We start from the raw sequence: 24248 nt of genomic DNA on the forward strand, positions 1-24248 counted from the left end.
CTCCGTTACTTGTCAGCAACCTTGACAGTGATATGGCAAGACCGCTTGACGATGCGATCAGCACGGCCTTTGGCACGTGGCATGATGCGCTTCAGCGAACGCCCTTCGTTGACGAAAACGGTGCTGACCTTCAGGTCATCAACGTCTGCGCCTTCGTTATGCTCGGCGTTGGCTACGGCCGACTCCAGCACTTTTTTCATGATCTCGGCGGCTTTCTTACTGCTGAAAGCCAACAGGTTGAGCGCTTCGCCCACCTTCTTCCCGCGGATCTGGTCGGCGACCAAGCGGGCTTTCTGGGCGGAGATTCGAGCGCCCGACAACTTAGCGGCTACTTCCATTTCCTAACCCCTTAACGCTTGGCTTTCTTGTCTGCCACGTGCCCGCGATAAGTGCGGGTACCGGCGAACTCGCCCAGTTTGTGGCCGACCATGTCTTCGTTAACGAGAACTGGGACGTGTTGACGACCGTTGTGTACAGCAATGGTCAGACCGACCATTTGTGGCAGGATCATCGAACGGCGCGACCAGGTCTTAACTGGTTTGCGATCGTTCTTTTCCGCCGCCACTTCGATCTTCTTCAGTAGGTGAAGATCAATAAAAGGACCTTTTTTCAGAGAACGTGGCACTGTCGTATCCCTCTATTTACTTGCGACGACGGACGATCATTTTGTCGGTACGCTTATTACCACGAGTCTTCGCGCCCTTAGTCGGGAAGCCCCATGGCGATACCGGATGACGACCACCAGAGGTACGACCTTCACCACCACCATGTGGGTGGTCAACCGGGTTCATGGCAACACCACGAACGGTTGGGCGAACGCCACGCCAGCGCTTGGCACCAGCTTTACCCAACGAACGCAGGCTGTGCTCGGAGTTCGAGACTTCGCCCAGGGTCGCACGGCATTCAGCCAGTACTTTACGCATCTCACCAGAACGCAGACGCAGGGTCACGTAGACACCTTCACGAGCGATCAGCTGAGCCGAAGCACCAGCGGAACGAGCGATCTGTGCGCCTTTACCTGGCTTCAATTCGATGCCGTGTACGGTGCTACCAACTGGAATGTTACGCAGTTGCAGAGCGTTGCCCGGCTTGATCGGTGCCAGGGCACCTGCGATCAGCTGGTCGCCAGCGCTCACGCCTTTAGGGGCGATGATGTAGCGACGCTCGCCATCTGCGTACAGCAGCAGAGCGATGTGAGCAGTACGGTTTGGATCGTATTCGATACGCTCGACGGTGGCAGCGATGCCATCCTTGTCGTTGCGACGGAAGTCGACCAGACGGTAATGCTGCTTATGACCACCACCGATGTGACGAGTGGTAATACGGCCATTGTTGTTACGACCACCAGACTTCGATTTTTTCTCGAGCAGCGGTGCGTGAGGAGCGCCTTTATGCAGCTCCTGGTTGACCACCTTGACCACAAAACGGCGGCCAGGGGAAGTCGGTTTGCATTTAACGATTGCCATGATGCACCCCTTCCTTACTCAGCACTGCTGCTGAAATCGAGATCTTGGCCTGGCTGAAGGGAGATAACTGCCTTCTTCCAGTCATTACGCTTGCCCAGACCGCGAGCAGTGCGCTTGCTTTTACCCAGAACGTTCAGGGTAGTCACGCGCTCTACTTTCACGCTGAACAGGCTTTCGACGGCCTTCTTGATTTCCAGCTTGGTTGCGTCGGTCGCAACCTTGAAAACGAACTGGCCTTTCTTGTCTGCCAGAACCGTAGCCTTCTCGGAAACGTGCGGGCCAAGCAGAACTTTAAATACGCGTTCCTGGTTCATCCCAGCAGCTCCTCGAATTTCTTCACGGCCGACACGGTGATCAACACCTTGTCGTATGCGATCAGACTGACCGGATCGGAACCTTGCACGTCACGAACGTCGACGTGTGGCAGGTTGCGAGCAGCCAGGTACAGGTTCTGATCAACAGCGTCAGACACGATCAGGACGTCAGTCAGGCCCATGCCGTTCAGCTTGTTCAGCAGATCTTTGGTTTTCGGTGCTTCGACAGCGAAGTCCTGAACCACGACCAGACGATCAGTACGTACCAGCTCAGCAAGGATGGAACGCATTGCTGCGCGATACATCTTCTTGTTCAGCTTCTGGGAGTGATCCTGAGGACGAGCTGCGAAAGTGGTACCGCCGCCACGCCAGATTGGGCTACGGATAGTACCGGCACGAGCACGGCCAGTACCTTTCTGACGCCATGGGCGCTTACCGCCACCAGAAACGTCGGAACGGGTCTTTTGCTGCTTGCTACCTTGACGGCCGCCAGCCATGTAGGCCACGACTGCTTGGTGAACCAGCGTCTCGTTGAATTCGCCGCCAAATGTCAGTTCGGAAACTTCGATCGCTTGAGCGTCATTTACATTTAATTGCATGTCAGCTTCCCCTTAACCGCGAGCCTTGGCTGCTGGACGTACAACCAAGTTGCCGCCAGTAGCGCCAGGAACAGCGCCCTTGACCAACAACAGATTGCGTTCAGCGTCCACGCGCACTACTTCGAGGGACTGCACGGTCACGCGCTCAGCGCCCATATGACCGGACATTTTCTTGCCCTTGAATACACGACCAGGAGTCTGGCACTGGCCGATAGAGCCTGGAACGCGGTGGGATACGGAGTTACCGTGGGTGTTATCTTGCCCGCGGAAGTTCCAACGCTTGATCGTACCCTGGAAGCCTTTACCCTTGGACTGACCGGTTACATCAACCAGTTGACCAGCGGCGAAGATTTCAGCGTTGATCAGGTCGCCGGCCTGGTACTCGCCTTCTTCAAGGCGGAATTCCATTACGGTACGACCAGCGGCTACGTTCGCCTTGGCGAAGTGGCCAGCCTGAGCTGCTGTTACACGCGAAGCACGACGCTCGCCGACAGTGACTTGCACTGCACGATAGCCATCGGTCTCTTCAGTTTTGAACTGGGTGACGCGATTCGGCTCGATCTCAATGACCGTGACCGGAATGGAGACACCTTCTTCGGTGAAAATACGGGTCATACCGCATTTACGACCGACTACACCAATAGTCATGTTGTAAACCTCATGAGTGTACGGGGCTTTCACCCGCTATGGCCGCCCATTTCAGAGCGTTACACGACTAAGACCGAGTCTTAGCCGAGGCTGATCTGCACTTCCACACCGGCCGCAAGATCGAGCTTCATAAGAGCATCAACGGTTTTATCCGTTGGCTGGACGATGTCCAGAACGCGCTTATGAGTACGGATCTCGTACTGGTCACGCGCGTCTTTGTTGACGTGCGGGGAGACCAGAACGGTGAACCGCTCTTTACGGGTAGGCAGTGGAATTGGACCACGCACTTGAGCACCAGTACGTTTCGCGGTTTCCACGATTTCCTGGGTGGATTGGTCGATCAGGCGATGGTCAAAAGCCTTCAACCTGATACGGATTTGCTGATTTTGCATTGGATTTCAGACTCCGGCTGCTATTCCCACCGGGCGCAATACGCCCGTTAAAAGGAGGCGCAATTCTATAGACGCCCCCGATAGGTGTCAACCCAATAAAAAAGCCCCCGCTAAGCGGGGGCTTTCCTGTCCATCGAACCGACTCTGAAAGAGTCTTATTCGATGACTTTGGCTACGACGCCGGCGCCGACGGTACGACCGCCTTCACGGATAGCGAAACGCAGGCCGTCTTCCATTGCGATGGTCTTGATCAGGGTAACAGTCATCTGAATGTTGTCACCTGGCATTACCATTTCAACGCCTTCTGGCAGCTCGCAGTTACCAGTCACGTCAGTTGTACGGAAGTAGAACTGTGGACGGTAGCCTTTGAAGAACGGAGTGTGACGACCGCCTTCTTCCTTGCTCAGAACGTAGACTTCTGCGGTGAACTTGGTGTGCGGCTTGACGGTGCCTGGCTTGACCAGAACCTGGCCACGCTCAACGTCGTCACGCTTGGTGCCGCGCAGCAGTACGCCGCAGTTCTCGCCAGCACGACCTTCGTCGAGCAGCTTGCGGAACATTTCAACGCCGGTGCAGGTAGTTTTCTGAGTGTCGCGCAGACCGACGATCTCAACTTCTTCCTGGATACGGACGATGCCACGCTCAACACGACCAGTCACAACAGTACCGCGACCGGAGATCGAGAATACGTCTTCGATTGGCATCAGGAACGGCTTGTCGATAGCACGCTCCGGCTCTGGGATGTAGCTGTCCAGAGTTTCCACCAGCTTCTTGACAGCAGTGGTGCCCATTTCGTTGTCGTCTTGGCCGTTCAGAGCCATCAGAGCCGAACCGATGATGATTGGAGTGTCATCACCTGGGAAGTCGTAAGTGCTCAGCAGGTCGCGCACTTCCATCTCAACCAGTTCCAGCAGCTCAGCATCGTCAACCATGTCAGCCTTGTTCAGGAAGACAACGATGTACGGAACGCCTACCTGACGGGACAGCAGGATGTGCTCACGGGTTTGTGGCATCGGACCATCAGCGGCCGAGCAAACCAGGATCGCGCCGTCCATCTGGGCAGCACCGGTGATCATGTTTTTTACGTAGTCGGCGTGACCTGGGCAGTCAACGTGTGCGTAGTGACGCACGGCCGAATCGTATTCAACGTGAGCGGTGTTGATGGTGATACCGCGAGCTTTTTCTTCCGGGGCGCTGTCGATCTTGTCGAAGTCAACCTTGGCCGAACCGAAAACTTCGGAGCAGACACGGGTCAGAGCAGCGGTCAGGGTAGTTTTACCGTGGTCAACGTGGCCGATGGTGCCAACGTTGACGTGCGGTTTGTTCCGTTCAAATTTTTCTTTAGCCACGACAATTAACTCCTAGCTTAAAGGGGCTGGATCAGCCTTGCTTTTTGGTAACAGTCTCGACGATATGCGACGGAGCTGTATTGTATTTTTTGAATTCCATAGAGTAGCTTGCGCGACCCTGAGACATGGAGCGAACGTCGGTTGCGTAACCGAACATCTCACCCAACGGAACCTCGGCGCGGATAACCTTGCCGGAAACCGTATCTTCCATACCCAGAATCATGCCACGACGACGGTTAAGGTCGCCCATGACATCACCCATGTAGTCTTCAGGCGTAACGACTTCTACCGCCATGATAGGCTCAAGCAACTCACCACCGCCCTTCTGGGCCAGTTGCTTGGTAGCCATGGAAGCAGCCACCTTAAACGCCATCTCGTTGGAGTCGACGTCGTGGTAAGAACCGTCGAACACGGTCGCCTTCAGGCCGATCAGCGGATAGCCGGCAACAACGCCGTTCTTCATCTGCTCTTCGATACCCTTCTGGATCGCTGGGATGTATTCCTTCGGAACCACACCACCTACGACTTCGTTCAGGAATTGCAGACCTTCCTGACCTTCGTCAGCAGGAGCAAAACGGATCCAGCAGTGACCGAACTGGCCACGACCGCCGGACTGGCGAACGAACTTGCCTTCGATTTCACAGCTCTTCGTGATGCGCTCACGATAGGAAACCTGAGGCTTACCGATGTTGGCTTCGACGTTGAACTCACGGCGCATCCGGTCAACCAGGATGTCCAGGTGCAGCTCGCCCATGCCGGAGATGATCGTCTGACCAGTCTCTTCATCAGTCTTGACGCGGAAAGACGGGTCTTCCTGAGCAAGCTTGCCCAGAGCGATACCCATTTTTTCCTGGTCATCCTTGGTCTTAGGCTCAACAGCAACCGAAATAACCGGCTCCGGGAAGTCCATGCGAACCAGGATGATTGGCTTGTCAGCGTTGCACAAGGTTTCACCAGTGGTGACGTCCTTCATGCCGATCAAGGCCGCGATGTCGCCAGCGCGTACTTCCTTGATTTCTTCACGGGCGTTTGCGTGCATCTGCACCATACGACCCACGCGCTCTTTCTTGCCTTTTACCGAGTTGATCACGCCGTCGCCGGATGCCAACACGCCCGAGTAAACTCGAACAAAGGTCAAGGTACCCACGAATGGGTCGGTAGCGATCTTGAACGCCAAGGCCGCGAACGGCTCGTCATCACTTGCGTGACGCTCCATTTCCTCTTCCTCGTTATCAGGGTTGGAACCCTTGATAGCAGGAATGTCGGTTGGAGCAGGCAGGAAGTCGATCACAGCGTCGAGAACCAGGGGAACACCCTTGTTCTTGAAGGAAGAACCGCAAACAGCCAGAACGATCTCACCAGCGATAGTGCGCTGACGCAGAGCGGCCTTGATTTCGTCGTTGGTGAGTTCTTCACCCTCGAGGTACTTGTTCATCAGCTCTTCGCTGGCTTCGGCTGCAGCCTCAACCATGTTGCTGCGCCATTGCTCGGCTTCTTCCAACAGCTCGGCAGGAATTTCCTTGCGAACAGGAACCATGCCCTTGTCGGCATCATTCCAGTACACGGCCTGCATGTTGATCAGGTCGATCTGGCCCTGGAAGTTGTCTTCCGAACCGATAGCGAGCTGGATAGGCACCGGAGTGTGACCCAGACGCTGCTTGATCTGACCGATCACGCGCAGGAAGTTGGCACCAGCACGGTCCATCTTGTTTACGTAAACAAGACGTGGAACGCCGTATTTGTTGGCCTGACGCCATACGGTTTCCGACTGAGGCTCAACACCCGAAGTACCACAGAACACAACGACCGCGCCGTCGAGTACACGCAGGGAACGCTCAACTTCAATGGTGAAGTCTACGTGGCCCGGGGTATCGATTACGTTGAAGCGATGCTCGTGCGGGTACTGCTTCTCGGAACCTTTCCAGAAGGCGGTGATAGCAGCAGAAGTAATGGTAATACCACGCTCCTGCTCCTGAACCATCCAGTCTGTGGTCGCGGCGCCGTCATGCACCTCGCCCATTTTGTGACTTTTGCCGGTGTAAAAAAGGACGCGCTCGGTGGTGGTGGTTTTACCAGCATCCACGTGAGCAACGATACCGATGTTACGGTAGCGATTAATCGGTGTAGTACGAGCCATAAAGCCCTCGCAAATTGAGTGACGCTAAAATTAGAAGCGGTAGTGCGAGAAAGCCTTGTTGGCTTCAGCCATACGGTGCACGTCTTCACGCTTCTTAACTGCAGCACCTTTACCTTCAGCAGCGTCCAACAGTTCACCAGCCAAACGCAGGGCCATGGACTTCTCGCCGCGCTTGCGGGCGAAGTCTACCAGCCAGCGCATTGCCAGGGCGTTACGACGGGAAGGACGAACTTCGACCGGAACCTGGTAAGTAGCACCGCCTACACGGCGCGACTTCACTTCGACCAGCGGAGCGATGGCGTCGAGAGCTTTCTCGAAGATTTCCAGGGGATCGCTGTTCTTGCGTTCCTTAACTTTGTCCAGTGCGCCATAAACGATACGCTCGGCAACGGCTTTCTTGCCGCTTTCCATAACGTGGTTCATGAACTTGGCGAGAATCTGGCTTCCGTATTTCGGATCGTCCAGAATCTCACGTTTGGCTGCTACGCGACGTCTTGGCATGATAAGCCCTCAAGCGGTCTTCAGGTTAGCCCGGGACAGCAGATGCGTGCCCGACCTTACTCTTATCGACTCAATAAAAATGAAAAACTGCAAAACGACCGATTACTTCGGACGCTTGGTACCGTACTTCGAACGACCCTGGTTACGACCTTTAACGCCGGAAGTATCCAAAGAACCGCGAACGGTGTGGTAACGAACACCTGGCAAGTCTTTTACACGACCGCCGCGGATCAGCACCACGCTGTGCTCTTGCAGGTTGTGGCCTTCACCACCGATGTACGAGGAAACCTCGAAACCGTTGGTCAGACGCACACGGCATACTTTACGCAGTGCCGAGTTAGGTTTTTTCGGCGTGGTGGTATACACACGGGTGCATACGCCACGACGTTGCGGGCAGTTCTGCAGCGCAGGCACGTCGGATTTCTCGACGATACGCTTACGCGGCTGACGTACCAGCTGGTTGATAGTTGCCATCTACTAGCTCCACTGTTGTCTTGCGACGCTATTGTCTTGCAAGAAAAGCAAAATGGCAGGAACGAATTCCCGCCAAATTTAGGGGATCAAGAGTCTAAAGAGGATCTTGTCCCCAGTCAAGGCAAGGCCCCGACCTCCCCGCCCGCCAGATCTCGACAATTTGTCTCGATCCGCCGAACGGGATGACCAGGGCCAGGCACTCAATCAACGCCGAACTCAGTTACCGCTCGAGTTCAGTGCTTCGGTCAGTGCAGCTTCCACTTCACTGGCGCTTACGCGCAACGGCTTGTCTGCATCACGGCGACGCTTGCGCTCGCTGTGATAGGCCAAACCGGTACCAGCCGGGATCAGACGACCCACGACCACGTTTTCTTTCAGGCCGCGCAGGTAATCGCGCTTGCCGGTTACCGCCGCTTCGGTCAGTACGCGGGTGGTTTCCTGGAAGGAAGCCGCCGAGATGAACGATTCGGTGGACAACGACGCCTTGGTGATACCCAGCAGTACGCGAGTGAACTTGGCAAGGAACTTGTCCTCGTTCGCCAGGCGCTCGTTTTCTACCAGTACGTGAGTCAGTTCCATCTGGTCGCCCTTGATGAAGCTGGAGTCACCGGACTCGGAGATCTCAACTTTACGCAGCATCTGACGCAGGATGGTCTCGATGTGCTTGTCGTTGATCTTCACGCCCTGCAGACGATAAACGTCCTGGATCTCGTTCACGATGTACTTGGCCAGCGCACTCACACCCAGCAGACGCAGGATGTCGTGTGGATCGCTCGGACCGTCGGAGATAACTTCGCCGCGGTTTACCTGTTCGCCTTCGAAGACGTTCAGGTGACGCCACTTCGGAATCAGCTCTTCGTACGGATCGCTACCGTCGTTCGGCGTAATGACCAGGCGGCGCTTGCCCTTGGTCTCTTTACCGAACGCGATGGTGCCGCTGACTTCAGCCAGGATCGAGGCCTCTTTCGGACGACGAGCTTCGAACAAGTCGGCAACACGCGGCAGACCACCAGTGATGTCACGGGTCTTCGAGGTTTCCTGCGGGATACGAGCGATTACGTCACCGATCGCGATCCGCGCACCGTCCGCCACACCGACCAGGGCGTTGGCTGGCAGGAAGTACTGAGCGATTACGTCAGTGCCTGGCAGCAACAGATCCTTGCCGTTGTCGTCGACCATCTTCACGGCTGGACGGATGTCCTTGCCCGCAGCTGGACGATCTTTTGCGTCGAGTACTTCGATGTTGGTCATACCGGTCAATTCGTCAGTCTGACGCTTGATCGTGATGCCTTCTTCCATGCCCACGTAGGTCACGGTACCTTTCATCTCGGTAACGATTGGGTGAGTGTGCGGATCCCACTTGGCCACGATGGCACCAGCGTCGACCTTGTCACCTTCCTTCACCGAAATCACAGCACCGTACGGCAGCTTGTAGCGCTCGCGCTCACGACCGAAGTCGTCGGCAATTGCCAGCTCACCGGAACGGGACACAGCCACCAGGTGGCCGTCCACTCGCTCAACGTGCTTCAGGTTGTGCAGGCGGACGGTACCGCCATTCTTCACCTGGACGCTGTCGGCTGCGGAGGTCCGGCTTGCCGCACCACCGATGTGGAACGTACGCATGGTCAGCTGGGTACCCGGCTCACCGATGGACTGGGCAGCGATAACGCCGACCGCTTCACCGATGTTCACCTGGTGACCACGAGCCAGGTCGCGACCGTAGCACTTGGCGCAGATGCCGTAGCGGGTTTCGCAGCTGATTGGCGAACGCACGATCACTTCGTCGATGCTGTTGAGCTCGATGAATTCGACCCACTTTTCGTCAACCAGGGTGCCGGCAGGAACGATGACGTCCTCGGTACCTGGCTTGAATACGTCACGGGCAATGACACGACCCAATACGCGCTCACCCAACGGCTCTACAACGTCACCGCCTTCAATGTGCGGCGTCATGACCAGGCCGTGCTCGGTGCCGCAATCGATCTCGGTCACGACCAAGTCTTGCGCCACGTCTACCAGACGACGAGTCAGGTAACCGGAGTTCGCGGTTTTCAACGCGGTATCCGCGAGACCCTTACGAGCACCGTGAGTGGAGATGAAGTACTGGAGTACGCTCAAACCTTCACGGAAGTTCGCAGTAATCGGCGTCTCGATGATGGAGCCGTCCGGCTTGGCCATCAGGCCACGCATACCGGCGAGCTGACGGATCTGCGCAGCAGAACCCCGTGCACCCGAGTCGGCCATCATGTACATCGAGTTGAACGATTCCTGGTCAACTTCGTTGCCGTGGCGGTCGATGACTTTCTCTTTCGAGAGGTTGGCCATCATCGCCTTGGAAACTTCGTCGTTCGCCTTGGACCAGAGGTCGATTACCTTGTTGTACTTCTCGCCCTGGGTTACCAGGCCGGACGCGTACTGGCTTTCGATCTCTTTCACTTCTTCGGTGGCAGCACCGATGATGCGGGCTTTTTCATCAGGGATAACGAAGTCGTTAACACCGATGGAAACGCCGGAGATGGTCGAATAGGCAAAACCGGTGTACATCAACTGGTCGGCGAAGATCACGGTCTCTTTCAGACCAACCACGCGGTAGCACTGGTTGATCAGCTTGGAGATCGCCTTTTTCTTCATCGGCAGGTTGACGACATCGAACGACAAGCCTTTTGGCACAACCTGGAACAACAGCGCACGACCGACAGTGGTGTCGACGATGCGAGTGTTGGTCACGCTGTTGCCATCACGATCGTTTACGGTTTCATTGATCCGCACCTTGATCTTGGCGTGCAGTGCGGCTTCGCCAGCACGGAACACACGGTCGACTTCCTGCAGATCCGCGAACACACGACCTTCGCCCTTGGCGTTGATCGCTTCACGAGTCATGTAGTACAGACCCAATACAACGTCCTGGGACGGAACGATGATTGGCTCACCGTTGGCTGGCGACAGGATGTTGTTGGTCGACATCATCAACGCACGCGCTTCGAGCTGGGCTTCCAGCGTCAGCGGTACGTGCACGGCCATCTGGTCGCCGTCGAAGTCGGCGTTGTACGCAGCACAGACCAGAGGGTGCAGCTGGATAGCCTTGCCTTCGATCAGTACCGGTTCAAACGCCTGGATGCCCAGACGGTGAAGGGTCGGTGCACGGTTGAGCAGCACTGGGTGTTCGCGAATCACTTCGGCGAGAACGTCCCAGACCTCTGGCAGTTCGCGCTCGACCATTTTCTTGGCGGCTTTGATGGTGGTCGCAAGACCACGCATTTCCAGCTTGCCGAAGATGAACGGCTTGAACAGCTCCAGCGCCATTTTCTTGGGCAGGCCGCACTGATGCAGACGCAGGGTCGGGCCTACGGTAATTACCGAACGACCGGAGTAGTCAACACGCTTACCGAGCAAGTTCTGACGGAAACGACCTTGCTTACCCTTGATCATGTCAGCCAGGGATTTCAGAGGACGCTTGTTCGAACCGGTGATAGCCCGGCCACGACGACCGTTGTCGAGCAGTGCGTCGACCGCTTCCTGCAACATACGCTTTTCGTTGCGCACGATGATGTCCGGAGCGGACAGGTCGAGCAGACGCTTCAAGCGGTTGTTACGGTTGATCACTCGACGATACAGATCGTTGAGGTCGGAAGTCGCGAAGCGACCGCCATCGAGCGGAACCAGTGGACGCAGGTCTGGCGGCAGAACCGGCAGAACGGTCAGCACCATCCACTCTGGCAGGTTGCCGGAACCCTGGAAGGCTTCCATCAACTTCAGACGCTTGGACAGCTTCTTGATCTTGGTTTCGGAGTTGGTTTGCGGAATCTCTTCGCGCAGACGACCAATCTCGTGCTCCAGGTCGATCGCGTGCAGCAGTTCGCGGACAGCTTCGGCACCCATGCGGGCATCGAAATCGTCGCCGAACTCTTCCAGCGCTTCGAAGTACTGTTCGTCATTCAGCAGCTGGCCCTTTTCAAGGGTGGTCATGCCTGGATCGATAACGACATAGCTCTCGAAGTAGAGAACGCGTTCGATATCACGCAGGGTCATGTCCATCAGCAGGCCGATACGGGACGGCAGCGATTTCAGGAACCAGATGTGAGCAACTGGCGAGGCCAGTTCGATGTGCGCCATGCGCTCACGACGAACCTTTGCCAGCGCGACTTCAACGCCGCACTTCTCGCAGATCACGCCGCGATGCTTCAAGCGCTTGTACTTACCGCACAGGCACTCGTAATCCTTTACCGGGCCAAAGATCTTGGCGCAGAACAGGCCGTCACGCTCGGGTTTGAACGTACGGTAGTTGATGGTTTCCGGCTTTTTAACTTCACCGAACGACCACGAACGGATCATCTCAGGCGAGGCCAATCCAATACGGATGGCGTCGAACTCTTCGACTTGACCCTGGTTTTTCAGCAAATTCAGTAGGTCTTTCAAGGCCTTTCCTCCTGGCGGAGCAGAGAGCGGGCAAGACAGCCCCGCTCTCGATTCGCGTCACGTGTTATTCGGTTTCCAGATCGATATCGATGCCGAGGGAACGAATTTCCTTGATCAACACGTTGAAGGACTCGGGCATGCCCGGCTCCATACGGTGATCGCCGTCCACGATGTTTTTGTACATCTTGGTCCGGCCGTTCACATCGTCCGACTTCACTGTGAGCATTTCTTGCAGAGTGTATGCAGCACCGTATGCTTCCAGTGCCCAGACCTCCATCTCCCCGAAACGCTGACCACCGAACTGCGCCTTACCACCCAGCGGCTGCTGGGTAACCAGGCTGTAAGAACCGGTAGAACGAGCGTGCATCTTGTCGTCTACCAAGTGGTTCAGCTTCAGCATGTACATGTAGCCAACGGTAACCGGACGCTCGAACTTGTTGCCGGTACGACCATCGAACAGCTGCATCTGGCCGCTTTCCGGCAGGTCTGCCAGTTTCAGCATGGCCTTGATTTCGCTTTCCTTGGCACCGTCGAACACCGGGGTAGCCATCGGAACGCCGCCGCGCAGGTTCTTCGCCAGGTCCAGGATTTCCTGGTCGGAGAAGGTGTCCAGCTCTTCGTTGCGCCCGCCGATCTCGTTGTAGATCTCGTGCAGGAACTTGCGCAGGTCAGCGACCTTGCGCTGCTCTTCGATCATACGGTTGATCTTCTCGCCCAAGCCCTTGGCCGCGAGGCCCAGGTGGGTTTCAAGGATCTGACCAACGTTCATACGCGAAGGTACGCCCAACGGGTTGAGGACCACATCGACCGGGGTGCCATTGGCATCGTGCGGCATGTCTTCAACCGGCATGATCACGGAGACCACACCCTTGTTACCGTGACGACCGGCCATCTTGTCGCCCGGCTGGATGCGGCGACGGATTGCCAGGTAAACCTTGACGATTTTCAGCACGCCTGGAGCCAGGTCATCGCCCTGCTGCAGCTTGCGCTTCTTGTCTTCGAACTTGTCGTCCAGCAGACGGCGGCGATCAACGATGTAGGCCTGGGCCTTCTCGAGCTGCTCGTTCAGAGCATCTTCAGCCATGCGCAGTTTGAACCACTGGCCATGCTCAAGACCGTCGAGGACTTCGTCGGTGATTTCCTGACCTTTCTTCAGGCCGGCGCCGCCTTCGGCTTTGTGGCCGACCAGGGCGGAGCGCAGACGCTCGAAAGTTGCGCCTTCAACGATACGGAACTCTTCGTTCAGGTCCTTGCGGATCTCGTCGAGCTGAGTCTTCTCGATCGACAGTGCACGAGCATCACGCTCAACGCCGTCACGGGTGAAGACCTGTACGTCGATGACAGTACCCTTGGTGCCGGTAGGCACGCGCAGGGAGGTGTCTTTTACGTCGCTGGCTTTTTCACCGAAGATCGCACGCAGCAGTTTTTCTTCCGGAGTCAGTTGGGTCTCGCCTTTCGGAGTGACCTTGCCGACCAGGATGTCGCCCGCGCCTACTTCAGCACCTACGTAAACGATACCGGCTTCGTCCAGCTTGTTCAGTGCAGCCTCACCCACGTTCGGGATGTCCGCAGTGATTTCCTCTGGGCCAAGCTTGGTGTCACGAGCCACGCAGGTCAGTTCCTGGATGTGGATCGTGGTGAAGCGGTCTTCCTGAACCACACGCTCGGACAGGCAGATGGAGTCTTCGAAGTTGAAGCCGTTCCATGCCATGAACGCGATGCGCATGTTCTGACCCAAGGCCAGTTCACCCATATCGGTGGACGGGCCGTCGGCCATGATGTCGCTACGCTGAACCCGATCACCCTTGCTCACCAGCGGACGCTGGTTGATGCAGGTGTTCTGGTTCGAGCGGGTGTATTTGGTCAGGTTGTAGATGTCGACACCGGCTTCGCCAGTTTCAACTTCGTCATCGGCAACACGAACCACGATACGGCTGGCGTCGACGGAGTCGATCACACCGCCACGACGAGCCACGACGCAAACGCCGGAGTCGCGAGCAACGTTGCGCTCCATACCAGTACCAACCAGCGGCTTGTCGGCACGCAGGGTAGGTACAGCCTGACGCTGCATGTTCGAACCCATCAACGCACGGTTGGCGTCGTCGTGCTCGAGGAACGGGATCAGCGACGCTGCAACCGAAACTACCTGCTTCGGCGATACGTCCATCAAGGTGACGTCTTCCGGCGCCTTGACGGTGAACTCGTTCAAGTGACGAACAGCTACCAGCTCGTCGACCAGGACTTTCTTCTCGTTCATCGTGGCAGAAGCCTGGGCGATCACATGATCAGCTTCTTCGATGGCGGACAGGAAAACGATCTCGTCGGTAACCAGGGCGTCTTTCACCACGCGGTACGGGCTTTCAAGGAAGCCGTACTGGTTGGTGCGCGCATAGGCAGCCAGGGAGTTGATCAGACCGATGTTCGGACCTTCCGGCGTTTCGATCGGGCATACACGACCGTAGTGAGTCGGGTGTACGTCACGAACTTCGAAGCCTGCACGCTCACGCGTCAGACCGCCTGGGCCGAGTGCGGAGACACGACGCTTGTGGGTGATCTCGGACAGCGGGTTGTTCTGGTCCATGAACTGGGACAGCTGGCTCGAACCGAAGAACTCCTTCACCGCCGCAGCCACAGGCTTGGCATTGATCAGGTCTTGCGGCATCAGGCCTTCGCTTTCAGCCATCGACAGGCGTTCCTTGACCGCACGCTCTACGCGCACCAGGCCAACACGGAACTGGTTCTCGGCCATTTCGCCTACGCAGCGAACACGACGGTTACCCAGGTGGTCGATGTCATCGACGATGCCCTTGCCGTTACGGATGTCGACCAAGGTCTTGAGGACCGCAACGATGTCATCCTTGTTCAGCACGCCCGAACCTTCGATCTCGGTACGACCGATACGACGGTTGAACTTCATCCGGCCGACCGCAGACAGGTCATAGCGCTCAGGGCTGAAGAACAGGTTGTTGAACAGGGTCTCGGCAGCATCCTTGGTTGGTGGCTCGCCAGGACGCATCATGCGATAGATCTCGACCAAGGCTTCCAACTGGTTGCCGGTGGAGTCGATCTTCAGCGTGTCGGAGATGAACGGACCGCAGTCGATGTCGTTGGTGTACAGGGTCTCGATACGAACGACCTGGGCCTTGACGATTTTCGCCAGGATCTCGACGGTCAGCTCGGTGTTGCACTCAGCGATGATCTCGCCAGTGGCTGGATGCACGATGACCTTGGCCGAAGTGCGACCCAGGACGTAGTCCATCGGCACCTGCAGCTCTTTGATCCCGGCTTTTTCCAGCTGGTTGATGTGGCGAGCGGTAATACGACGACCTTGCTCGACAATAACCTTGCCCTTGTCGTCCTGGATATCGAGGACCGCGATTTCACCGCGCAGACGCTGAGGCACCAGTTCCAGGCTCAGGTTTTCACCTTGCACATGGAAGACGTTGGTGGTGTAGAACGCGTCCAGTACTTCCTCGGTGGTATAGCCGAGCGCGCGCAGCAGCACCGATGCAGGCAGCTTGCGACGACGGTCGATACGCACGAATACGCAGTCTTTCGGGTCGAACTCGAAATCCAACCACGAACCGCGGTAAGGAATGATGCGCGCGGAGTAGAGCAGTTTGCCGGAGCTGTGCGTCTTGCCACGGTCGTGGTCGAAGAACACGCCCGGAGAACGGTGCAGCTGGGAAACGATTACACGCTCGGTACCGTTGATTACGAAGGTACCGTTTTCAGTCATCAGGGGGATCTCACCCATGTAGACTTCTTGCTCTTTGATGTCCTTGATCGCTTTGTTCGACGATTCTTTGTCGAAAATGATCAGGCGCACTTTTACCCGCAAAGGTACGGCGTAAGTTACACCGCGCAATACGCATTCTTTGACATCAAATGCCGGTTCGCCCAGGCGATAACCGACGTACTCCAGCGCAGCATTGCCGGAGTAGCTGATGATCGGGAAAACGGATTTGAAGGCCGCATGCAGGCCCACGTCGCGGAACTGATCTTTAGTCGCTCCCGCTTGCAAGAATTCACGATACGAATCCAGCTGGATGGCCAGGAGGTACGGCACATCCATGACGTCCGGCAACTTGCTAAAGTCCTTGCGGATACGTTTTTTCTCAGTATATGAGTAAGCCATCAGCGTTCCCCAGCTTGGTCACCTGCTTGTTTGGCCCCTCCCGACGGGAGCAGCCAGAAAATCGTGCAAACCCCATGGTTTGCGCCACCACATCGGGTGGTTACAGCTCGCGATCAGCACCGACCCAGTCGGCTGCCAATAACGGAAAAAGGCCGGTGGCAAGAGCCACCAGCCATCAGCCTGTCGCTTAACGCTCGGGCTGGAGACGCAAAGTCGATGCTTACTTCAGCTCGACTTTAGCGCCTGCTTCTTCCAGAACTGCTTTGGCTTTGTCAGCTGCGTCTTTGGCAACAGCTTCCAGAACCATGGCAGGAGCGCCGTCAACTACAGCCTTGGCTTCTTTCAGGCCCAGACCGGTCAGTTCACGTACTGCCTTGATCACGTTTACTTTCTTCTCGCCAGCTTCGGTCAGCATGACGTTGAATTCGGTTTGCTCTTCAGCAACGGCAGCAGCAACAGCTGGACCAGCGGAAGCAGCAGCAGCGGTAACACCGAATTTTTCTTCGAAAGCTTTGATCAGCTCAACAACTTCCATTACGGACATGTTGGCAACGGCTTCGAGGATGTCGTTTTGAGAGATAGTCATGAAACTAAATTCCTGAATTGGGGGACGGCCTACGCGACCATCGAAATAAACAAAAAACGCGAAAAGAGGTGTCGAGCCTTAGGCTGCGGCAGCTTCTTTCTGGTCGCGCAGTGCCGCCAGGGTACGAGCCAATTTGCTGGTGGCGCCTTGCATCACGCTCATCAGCTGGGAAATTGCTTCGTCACGGGTCGGCAGAGTCGCCAATACGTCGATCTGGTTAGCTGCGAGGAACTTGCCCTCGAACGCAGCTGCCTTAATCTCGAACTTGTCCTGACCTTTGGCGAATTCCTTGAACAAACGGGCAGCAGCGCCAGGATGTTGGGTGGAGAACGCAATCAAGGTCGGGCCGGTGAACACGTCGTTGAGGACACTGTATTCAGTGTCAGCAACAGCGCGCTTGAGCAGGGTGTTACGTACTACACGTACGTAAACGCCAGCTTCACGAGCCTCTTTACGGAGTCCGGTCATAGCGCCTACTGTTACGCCACGGGCATCAGCCACGACAGCGGACAGAGCAGCTTTGGCAGCCTCGTTGACTTCAGCGACGATGGCCTTCTTGTCTTCGAGTTTAATTGCCACGGGTTTAACTCCTGCTTGTTACCGTTTCATCCGATCGAAACCGAATGTCGTTTTGGTGTCTGATTCGGTAAGGAACCGGGAGCACCATCTGCGTAGGCTTGTGGTTTAAGACTTGCGTCGCCTACGGTCTTGGACAGCCCCCGCCAGGCAGGGACCCCAATATGTCGACTGGCGCAATCGCTTGCGCCAACCTTTGTCTTACGCGTCGAGCGAGCTCTGATCAATGATCAGACCTGGGCCCATAGTGGTGCTCAGGGTAACGCGCTTGACGTAGATACCTTTCGAAGAAGCTGGCTTGATGCGCTTCAGATCGGCGATCAGGGCTTCAACGTTTTCCTTCAGCTTGACGGCGTCGAAGCCAATCTTGCCAACGGAAGTGTGGATAATGCCGTTTTTGTCGGTGCGATAACGAACCTGACCAGCCTTGGCGTTCTTGACCGCGGTGGCTACGTCTGGAGTTACGGTGCCGACTTTAGGGTTAGGCATCAGGCCACGTGGACCGAGGATCTGACCCAGCTGGCCTACAACGCGCATGGCATCCGGGGATGCGATCACGACGTCATAGTTCAGGTCGCCGCCTTTCATTTCAGCAGCCAGATCGTCCATGCCTACGCGATCAGCACCAGCAGCCAGAGCAGCTTCAGCTGCTGGACCCTGGGTGAACACGGCAACGCGAACGGTCTTGCCAGTGCCGTGTGGCAGCACGGTAGCGCTACGTACGACCTGGTCGGATTTACGTGGGTCAACGCCCAGGTTCACAGCAACGTCGAACGACTCGCTGAACTTGACAGTCGACAGCTCAGCCAGCAGAGCGGCGGCATCTACAAAGTTGTAGGCCTTGCCTGCTTCGATTTTGCCGGCGATAGCCTTTTGACGCTTGGTCAGCTTAGCCATTACACACCCTCCACGTTAAGGCCCATGCTACGAGCAGAACCGGCGATAGTACGCACGGCTGCATCCATATCAGCTGCAGTCAGATCCGCGTTTTTGGTTTTCGCGATTTCTTCCAGCTGAGCACGGGTAACGGTGCCAACCTTAACGGTGTTTGGACGAGCGGAACCGCTGGTCAAACCTGCAGCCTTCTTCAGCAGAACCGAAGCAGGGGTGCTTTTTGTTTCGAAAGTGAAGCTACGGTCGCTGTAGACAGTGATGATCACTGGAGTCGGCAGACCTGGCTCAAGACCCTGAGTACGGGCGTTGAAGGCCTTGCAGAATTCCATGATGTTCACGCCGTGCTGACCCAGAGCAGGACCAACAGGTGGGCTTGGGTTAGCCTGAGCGGCCTTCACTTGCAGCTTGATGTAAGCGGTAATCTTCTTGGCCATGAGGCACTCCAATTACGGGTTCGAACGCCTCGAAAGGCTCCCCGGTTGCTTGCGCGTTTATCCCAGTGACGACAAAACCCCACAGCCTTGGGCTGCGGGGTTGGGATGCCTGTTCGATCAGACCTTTTCGACCTGACTGAACTCCAGCTCTACCGGAGTAGAGCGACCGAAAATGAGCACTGCCACTTGGATCCGGCTCTTTTCGTAGTTAACTTCTTCAACCGTGCCGTTGAAATCAGCGAATGGACCGTCGGTGACACGTACAACCTCACCTGGCTCAAACAACGTTTTCGGCTTCGGCTTGTCGCTACCATCAGCGACGCGACGCAGAATCGCTTCCGCCTCTTTATCGGTGATCGGCGCAGGCTTGTCGGCGGTACCGCCAATGAAGCCCATCACACGAGGGGTATCCTTGACCAAGTGCCAAGTCCCTTCGTTCATATCCATCTGTACCAGCACATAGCCCGGAAAGAACTTGCGTTCGCTTTTGCGTTTCTGGCCATTACGCATTTCAACCACTTCTTCAGTGGGAACCAGAATCTCGCCAAAGCCATCTTCCATGCCAGCCAGCTTCACACGCTCTATCAGCGAGCGCATAACATGCTTCTCGTAACCCGAGTAAGCATGCACAACGTACCAACGCTTAGCCACGGGACACCCTTAGCCAACAATCAAGGAAACAAGCCAGCCGAGCAGGGAATCGAGCCCCCACAACAGCAACGCCATTACCAGAACAACAGCCACAACGATCAACGTGGTCTGCGTGGTTTCTTGGCGAGTCGGCCATACGACTTTACGAATCTCGGTTCGAGCTTCCTTAGCGAGTACAAAGAAAGACTTGCCCTTGGCTGTCTGCAGGCCTACAAAGGCAGCTACAGCAGCAATAGCAAGCAATGCGAGTACGCGGTACAGGATCGGCGAAGCAGAAAAATACTGATTGCCAACAACGCCAACAACTACCAAAGCGACTACCACTAGCCACTTGAGCAGATCGAAGCGAGAGCCTTGAGCTTCAGCTTTAGGAGTCATCTATGAAGATCCTGTGAAAAGAAAGCCAGACACACCGAGTGAATCTGGCAGGTCAGGAGGGAATCGAACCCCCAACCTACGGTTTTGGAGACCGTCGCTCTGCCAATTGAGCTACTGACCTAAAACAAAATCAGGCCGACCATTATGCCGGCCCGAAAAAGACATTACAACTGTTTACTCGATGACTTTGGCTACGACGCCGGCACCGACGGTACGACCGCCTTCACGGATAGCGAAACGCAGGCCGTCTTCCATTGCGATGGTCTTGATCAAGGTAACAGTCATCTGAATGTTGTCACCTGGCATTACCATTTCAACGCCTTCTGGCAGCTCGCAGTTACCAGTCACGTCAGTTGTACGGAAGTAGAACTGTGGACGGTAGCCCTTGAAGAACGGAGTGTGACGTCCGCCTTCTTCCTTGCTCAGAACGTAGACTTCTGCGGTGAACTTGGTGTGCGGCTTGACGGTGCCTGGCTTGACCAGAACCTGGCCACGCTCAACGTCGTCACGCTTGGTGCCGCGCAGCAGCACGCCGCAGTTCTCGCCAGCACGACCTTCGTCGAGCAGCTTGCGGAACATTTCAACGCCGGTGCAGGTAGTTTTCTGAGTGTCGCGCAGACCGACGATCTCAACTTCTTCCTGGATACGGACGATGCCACGCTCAACACGACCAGTCACAACAGTACCGCGACCGGAGATCGAGAATACGTCTTCGATTGGCATCAGGAACGGCTTGTCGATAGCACGCTCCGGCTCTGGGATGTAGCTGTCCAGAGTTTCCACCAGCTTCTTGACAGCGGTGGTGCCCATTTCGTTGTCGTCTTGGCCGTTTAGAGCCATCAGAGCCGAACCGATGATGATTGGAGTGTCATCACCTGGGAAGTCGTAAGTGCTCAGCAGGTCGCGCACTTCCATCTCAACCAGCTCCAGCAGCTCAGCATCGTCAACCATGTCAGCCTTGTTCAGGAAGACAACGATGTACGGAACGCCTACCTGACGGGACAGCAGGATGTGCTCACGGGTTTGTGGCATCGGACCATCAGCGGCCGAGCAAACCAGGATCGCGCCGTCCATCTGGGCAGCACCGGTGATCATGTTTTTTACGTAGTCGGCGTGACCTGGGCAGTCAACGTGTGCGTAGTGACGCACGGCCGAATCGTATTCAACGTGAGCGGTGTTGATGGTGATACCGCGAGCTTTTTCTTCCGGGGCGCTGTCGATCTTGTCGAAGTCAACCTTGGCCGAACCGAAAACTTCGGAGCAGACACGGGTCAGAGCAGCGGTCAGCGTGGTTTTACCGTGGTCGACGTGACCAATGGTGCCAACGTTGACGTGCGGCTTATTACGTTCGAACTTTTCCTTAGCCATCGAAATCACCCCTAGGAGAAGAATTTAGCGAGTCACACAAGCCATTAAAACAAAGGCAGATATTTTCATATCTGCCTTGTTATATGGAGCTCTTGAGCGGATTTGAACCGCTGACCTCACCCTTACCAAGGGTGTGCTCTACCAACTGAGCTACAAGAGCAAAACACTTTGCACAACCTGCAAACTTGGAGCGGGTAGCGGGAATCGAACCCGCATCATCAGCTTGGAAGGCTGAGGTTCTACCACTAAACTATACCCGCGGAGCTTGCAGCTCACGCTAAAAATGGTGGAGGGGGAAGGATTCGAACCTTCGAAGTCGTAGACGTCAGATTTACAGTCTGATCCCTTTGGCCGCTCGGGAACCCCTCCTAAGCGAGCCGGCATTCTATATCATGCCAGCCTTCTGTCAAGCATTTTCTCATTAAAAACCTGAGGTTAGCTGCGTTGACGTCGCCTCGTATCGCTTACCTTTAAAGGTCTTCGCTGCGAAGCGGGCGCCATTCTATGCAAACTACCCTGCGGGTGCAACCCCTTCGCACGGCATTATTTTATGTTTTAACTCATTGAATTCTTTAGAAAGGTTTTGAAGCAGTGTTTCATTTACCTTTCCCGCGCTTTCCTGGGGAACCTGGACCCAGAAGCCACCCCCCTCAGGAACATTCGGCGAGCTCGGCGCTACCGAACGACCTGCAATGCCTGAGGCAGCCAGACGCTGCTCCAACTGCCTGGCCAGCTCCGGACGGACAAAACCACCTAAGTAGACACAGTTTTTGGAGGCCTCACCTGGCCTGCCTGAATCACGCCTGACAAGCGCATCAGCAGTTTCGCTCAAGAGATGAATATCCTGTTGCGAACCGCGATACAAACTCAACGGCGTGACATCCTTGGCGCGAAGCGGGGCTTCCTGCTGGTGCCAGACGTAATAGAAGACATTTAAAACCAGCAATAGTAGAAACAGCCACCGCATAGAAACCTCAAGACAAAGGACAAGCCATCGCCAAACCGACAAAAACGAGATCTGGAACCACCTTGGCATCGGGAACAACCCCGGATACCAGATTGGCATCCCCCCCTGTGAGAAACACTACGAAATCCTTTCCCCAATATTGCCGCGCCAATTCAAACTGAGTCAGCACAAACCCTCTGAGCATCAACATGCAACCGCGCTCCACCGCCTCGACAGTCGCACGACCTGGAGCGAGGCTCTCATGGGCGCGCTCGGCTGCTATATCGTCATAGCGGATTTTACGCGTGTGGGTGCGCAATTGATTACGCATCAAAGGCATACCTGGGCAAATGAACCCTCCGAGATGTCCGCCATCCGCAGCCACAAAGTCAGCCGTAACAGCAGTACCAAAATCAAGGACCAGGCATGCCCCCGAAGCGAGATGGAACCCACCAAGCAAGGCCAGCCATCGATCGAGCCCCAATCGCTCGTAATCTTCGTAGCCATTTCGCACACCCGCCATTTCCCGCGCAGGCACCGCGAGAACTACCGACACCCCGAACGACTCAACCAGCGAAGCGACCAACGAATCCGTCTCCGCCTGGGTCCTTACACTAACAAGACGACATTTCTTGAGCTGGAATTTCTCGGCATCACTCAGGCTCGCCAGCAGATCGCTATCGGAGCTGACCACGCCATCCTCGACTGGCGTCACCCCGTCAGGACGAAGAACGCGCCACTTGATGAAGCTATTGCCGCAGTCGAGCTCAAGAATCATCACGCAACCTCAAACTGAGCTCACCGCCGCTAAAGTTCTTTTCCACACCATCTACCTTCAAACGCAACGCACCCTGATGATCAATGCCCAGCACAATACCGTCGACCTTATTAACACCCGCAATCAGAGATACAGCTCGCCCCTGCCAAAGATGATACTGCTCCCACTCCGACTGAAGCGCTGCAAATCCTGACGCATGATGAAGCTCCAGATATCGCTGCAGCTTCGCACCCAATCGTGCCACCAGCTCATTTCGATCGTAACTCCTGCCAGCCTCAAGACACATCGAAGTCCATTGCTGGTCGACCTCGTCAGTCGATTGCATGTTCACGTTAATCCCGACACCTAGGACAACATGGCAAACGTCTGCAGGATCTCCCACCAATTCAAGCAAAATACCGGCGATTTTTTTCTCACCCACCAAGACATCATTGGGCCATTTCAGCCCCGCCCCTGCGATCCCCATATCACGCAAGACATGCATGACCGCCAGCCCGACGACGAGGCTCAGCCCTTCGAGCTGCCGCATACCGCCGTCAATGCGCAACACCAGACTGTGATAGAGATTTTCAGCAAACGGACTGACCCACTTACGACCTCGACGGCCGCGACCCGCAACCTGTCGCTCAGCCAGGACCAAGAAAGGTGCCACCCCACCACGCTCGATGAGACGCAACGCCTCGGCGTTGGTGGAGTCGATAGAGTCGAATAAATGGACAGACCATTCACCAAGGCCTTTTTTGCAAATCTCTGCCGCGTCCAAAAGCAATAGGGGGTTAGCCAATTGATACCCCTTACCCCGGACCTTATGAACAGACAATCCTAAATCCGCCTCCAAGTGCTGCAACTGCTTCCATACAGCACTGCGACTGATGCCCAGCGCAACACCCAGCGCCTGCCCCGAATGAAAGCGGCCATCCTTCAGAAGTTTTAGCAACGTGAGCATGCGGACTGCGCCCTGATAATGAGGCCCGCATGATAGCCATGCGCAAGACGGTTGCATAGAAACACAAAATTACTTTCCTGCGGGCAAAACAAAACCCCTACCTGCGTCAGCAGATAGGGGTTTCGGAATTTAATCTTGACGATGACCTACTCTCACATGGGGAAACCCCACACTACCATCGGCGATGCATCGTTTCACTTCTGAGTTCGGGATGGGATCAGGTGGTTCCAATGCTCTATGGTCGTCAAGAAATTCGG

The 24248-nt window shown here is 55.9% G+C and carries 23 protein-coding genes, 4 tRNA genes and 1 rRNA gene; all 28 read right to left on the minus strand.

Annotated elements, in window-relative coordinates; genetic code table 11:
- Positions 1-5 precede the first annotated feature (5 nt).
- Positions 6-338, minus strand: a complete 333-nt coding sequence (gene rplV / locus KSS97_RS26090; protein ID WP_003103908.1) for a 50S ribosomal protein L22 — start codon at positions 336-338, stop codon at positions 6-8.
- Positions 339-349: 11 nt separating this feature from the next.
- Positions 350-625 (minus strand): 30S ribosomal protein S19, encoded by a 276-nt coding sequence (gene rpsS / locus KSS97_RS26095; protein WP_002555486.1) that lies wholly within the window; start codon positions 623-625, stop codon positions 350-352.
- A gap of 16 nt (positions 626-641) precedes the next feature.
- Entirely contained in the window at positions 642-1466 is an 825-nt protein-coding gene (rplB, locus tag KSS97_RS26100; protein WP_003186055.1) for a 50S ribosomal protein L2, read from the minus strand.
- 14 nt (positions 1467-1480) lie between these two features.
- Complete coding sequence (gene rplW / locus KSS97_RS26105; protein WP_002555488.1) at positions 1481-1780, minus strand: 50S ribosomal protein L23; 300 nt, start codon at positions 1778-1780, stop codon at positions 1481-1483.
- Positions 1777-2379, minus strand: coding sequence for a 50S ribosomal protein L4 (gene rplD / locus KSS97_RS26110; RefSeq protein WP_003186057.1), 603 nt, complete (start codon positions 2377-2379; stop codon positions 1777-1779). The genes rplW and rplD overlap by 4 nt, the downstream gene beginning before the upstream one ends.
- A 12-nt stretch (positions 2380-2391) precedes the next feature.
- On the minus strand, positions 2392-3027 hold the full coding sequence (gene rplC / locus KSS97_RS26115; protein WP_003186059.1) for a 50S ribosomal protein L3: 636 nt from the start codon (positions 3025-3027) through the stop codon (positions 2392-2394).
- Between the two features lie 80 nt (positions 3028-3107).
- Complete coding sequence (gene rpsJ / locus KSS97_RS26120; RefSeq protein WP_003186070.1) at positions 3108-3419, minus strand: 30S ribosomal protein S10; 312 nt, start codon at positions 3417-3419, stop codon at positions 3108-3110.
- Between the two features lie 155 nt (positions 3420-3574).
- Entirely contained in the window at positions 3575-4768 is a 1194-nt protein-coding gene (tuf, locus tag KSS97_RS26125; RefSeq protein WP_003186103.1) for an elongation factor Tu, read from the minus strand.
- A gap of 31 nt (positions 4769-4799) precedes the next feature.
- The gene (gene fusA, locus KSS97_RS26130) at positions 4800-6905 is read right to left on the minus strand and encodes an elongation factor G (protein ID WP_030138516.1); all 2106 of its coding nucleotides are present in this window, start codon (positions 6903-6905) and stop codon (positions 4800-4802) included.
- Between the two features lie 30 nt (positions 6906-6935).
- The gene (rpsG, locus tag KSS97_RS26135) at positions 6936-7406 is read right to left on the minus strand and encodes a 30S ribosomal protein S7 (RefSeq protein ID WP_003186074.1); all 471 of its coding nucleotides are present in this window, start codon (positions 7404-7406) and stop codon (positions 6936-6938) included.
- Positions 7407-7508: 102 nt separating this feature from the next.
- Positions 7509-7880, minus strand: a complete 372-nt coding sequence (gene rpsL, locus KSS97_RS26140; protein ID WP_003186084.1) for a 30S ribosomal protein S12 — start codon at positions 7878-7880, stop codon at positions 7509-7511.
- 216 nt (positions 7881-8096) lie between these two features.
- Entirely contained in the window at positions 8097-12296 is a 4200-nt protein-coding gene (rpoC, locus tag KSS97_RS26145; RefSeq protein ID WP_217860466.1) for a DNA-directed RNA polymerase subunit beta', read from the minus strand.
- Positions 12297-12360: 64 nt separating this feature from the next.
- Positions 12361-16434 (minus strand): DNA-directed RNA polymerase subunit beta, encoded by a 4074-nt coding sequence (gene rpoB / locus KSS97_RS26150; RefSeq protein ID WP_198796653.1) that lies wholly within the window; start codon positions 16432-16434, stop codon positions 12361-12363.
- A gap of 220 nt (positions 16435-16654) precedes the next feature.
- Positions 16655-17020: a 50S ribosomal protein L7/L12 gene (gene rplL / locus KSS97_RS26155; RefSeq protein ID WP_030138519.1), complete on the minus strand. Its 366-nt coding sequence runs from the start codon at positions 17018-17020 to the stop codon at positions 16655-16657.
- Positions 17021-17098: 78 nt separating this feature from the next.
- The gene (gene rplJ, locus KSS97_RS26160; protein WP_030138520.1) at positions 17099-17599 is read right to left on the minus strand and encodes a 50S ribosomal protein L10; all 501 of its coding nucleotides are present in this window, start codon (positions 17597-17599) and stop codon (positions 17099-17101) included.
- A 198-nt stretch (positions 17600-17797) separates the two neighbouring features.
- Positions 17798-18493, minus strand: a complete 696-nt coding sequence (gene rplA / locus KSS97_RS26165) for a 50S ribosomal protein L1 (RefSeq protein WP_030138521.1) — start codon at positions 18491-18493, stop codon at positions 17798-17800.
- Complete coding sequence (gene rplK / locus KSS97_RS26170; protein WP_003176435.1) at positions 18493-18924, minus strand: 50S ribosomal protein L11; 432 nt, start codon at positions 18922-18924, stop codon at positions 18493-18495. Before rplK ends, rplA begins: the two co-directional genes overlap by 1 nt.
- A 117-nt stretch (positions 18925-19041) precedes the next feature.
- Complete coding sequence (nusG, locus tag KSS97_RS26175; protein WP_010443972.1) at positions 19042-19575, minus strand: transcription termination/antitermination protein NusG; 534 nt, start codon at positions 19573-19575, stop codon at positions 19042-19044.
- A gap of 9 nt (positions 19576-19584) precedes the next feature.
- A complete protein-coding gene (secE, locus tag KSS97_RS26180) occupies positions 19585-19953 on the minus strand; it encodes a preprotein translocase subunit SecE (RefSeq protein WP_024776457.1) in 369 nt (122 codons plus the stop codon).
- A 45-nt stretch (positions 19954-19998) separates the two neighbouring features.
- Positions 19999-20074, minus strand: a tRNA-Trp gene (locus KSS97_RS26185).
- A gap of 53 nt (positions 20075-20127) precedes the next feature.
- Positions 20128-21321: an elongation factor Tu gene (gene tuf, locus KSS97_RS26190; RefSeq protein ID WP_003186103.1), complete on the minus strand. Its 1194-nt coding sequence runs from the start codon at positions 21319-21321 to the stop codon at positions 20128-20130.
- An 84-nt stretch (positions 21322-21405) separates the two neighbouring features.
- Positions 21406-21481, minus strand: a tRNA-Thr gene (locus KSS97_RS26195).
- A 26-nt stretch (positions 21482-21507) separates the two neighbouring features.
- A tRNA-Gly gene (locus KSS97_RS26200) sits at positions 21508-21581 on the minus strand.
- A gap of 24 nt (positions 21582-21605) precedes the next feature.
- Positions 21606-21690 (minus strand) — tRNA-Tyr (locus tag KSS97_RS26205).
- Between the two features lie 142 nt (positions 21691-21832).
- Positions 21833-22288, minus strand: a complete 456-nt coding sequence (locus KSS97_RS26210; protein ID WP_198796652.1) for a hypothetical protein — start codon at positions 22286-22288, stop codon at positions 21833-21835.
- 7 nt (positions 22289-22295) lie between these two features.
- A complete protein-coding gene (locus KSS97_RS26215; RefSeq protein ID WP_030137679.1) occupies positions 22296-23045 on the minus strand; it encodes a pantothenate kinase in 750 nt (249 codons plus the stop codon).
- A complete protein-coding gene (birA, locus tag KSS97_RS26220) occupies positions 23035-23991 on the minus strand; it encodes a bifunctional biotin--[acetyl-CoA-carboxylase] ligase/biotin operon repressor BirA (RefSeq protein ID WP_198796650.1) in 957 nt (318 codons plus the stop codon). The genes KSS97_RS26215 and birA overlap by 11 nt, the downstream gene beginning before the upstream one ends.
- Positions 23992-24124: 133 nt before the next feature.
- Positions 24125-24240, minus strand: a 5S ribosomal RNA gene (gene rrf / locus KSS97_RS26225).
- Between the last annotated feature and the right edge of the window lie 8 nt (positions 24241-24248).

Source organism: Pseudomonas alvandae (genome assembly GCF_019141525.1).
Classification (GTDB): Bacteria; Pseudomonadota; Gammaproteobacteria; order Pseudomonadales; family Pseudomonadaceae; genus Aquipseudomonas; species Aquipseudomonas alvandae.

Bases quoted from the DNA above. Each gene is read 5' to 3' on its own strand.
- rplV (WP_003103908.1), bottom strand. From the start codon at position 338: ATGGAAGTAGCCGCTAAGTTGTCGGGCGCTCGAATCTCCGCCCAGAAA.
- rplB (WP_003186055.1), bottom strand. From the start codon at position 1,466: ATGGCAATCGTTAAATGCAAACCGACTTCCCCTGGCCGCCGTTTTGTG.
- rplW (WP_002555488.1), bottom strand. From the start codon at position 1,780: ATGAACCAGGAACGCGTATTTAAAGTTCTGCTTGGCCCGCACGTTTCC.
- rplD (WP_003186057.1), bottom strand. From the start codon at position 2,379: ATGCAATTAAATGTAAATGACGCTCAAGCGATCGAAGTTTCCGAACTG.
- rplC (WP_003186059.1), bottom strand. From the start codon at position 3,027: ATGACTATTGGTGTAGTCGGTCGTAAATGCGGTATGACCCGTATTTTC.
- rpsJ (WP_003186070.1), bottom strand. From the start codon at position 3,419: ATGCAAAATCAGCAAATCCGTATCAGGTTGAAGGCTTTTGACCATCGC.
- fusA (WP_030138516.1), bottom strand. From the start codon at position 6,905: ATGGCTCGTACTACACCGATTAATCGCTACCGTAACATCGGTATCGTT.
- rpsG (WP_003186074.1), bottom strand. From the start codon at position 7,406: ATGCCAAGACGTCGCGTAGCAGCCAAACGTGAGATTCTGGACGATCCG.
- rpsL (WP_003186084.1), bottom strand. From the start codon at position 7,880: ATGGCAACTATCAACCAGCTGGTACGTCAGCCGCGTAAGCGTATCGTC.
- rpoB (WP_198796653.1), bottom strand. From the start codon at position 16,434: ATGGCTTACTCATATACTGAGAAAAAACGTATCCGCAAGGACTTTAGC.
- rplL (WP_030138519.1), bottom strand. From the start codon at position 17,020: ATGACTATCTCTCAAAACGACATCCTCGAAGCCGTTGCCAACATGTCC.
- rplA (WP_030138521.1), bottom strand. From the start codon at position 18,493: ATGGCTAAGCTGACCAAGCGTCAAAAGGCTATCGCCGGCAAAATCGAA.
- rplK (WP_003176435.1), bottom strand. From the start codon at position 18,924: ATGGCCAAGAAGATTACCGCTTACATCAAGCTGCAAGTGAAGGCCGCT.
- secE (WP_024776457.1), bottom strand. From the start codon at position 19,953: ATGACTCCTAAAGCTGAAGCTCAAGGCTCTCGCTTCGATCTGCTCAAG.
- tuf (WP_003186103.1), bottom strand. From the start codon at position 21,321: ATGGCTAAGGAAAAGTTCGAACGTAATAAGCCGCACGTCAACGTTGGC.
- KSS97_RS26210 (WP_198796652.1), bottom strand. From the start codon at position 22,288: ATGCGGTGGCTGTTTCTACTATTGCTGGTTTTAAATGTCTTCTATTAC.
- KSS97_RS26215 (WP_030137679.1), bottom strand. From the start codon at position 23,045: ATGATTCTTGAGCTCGACTGCGGCAATAGCTTCATCAAGTGGCGCGTT.
- birA (WP_198796650.1), bottom strand. From the start codon at position 23,991: ATGCTCACGTTGCTAAAACTTCTGAAGGATGGCCGCTTTCATTCGGGG.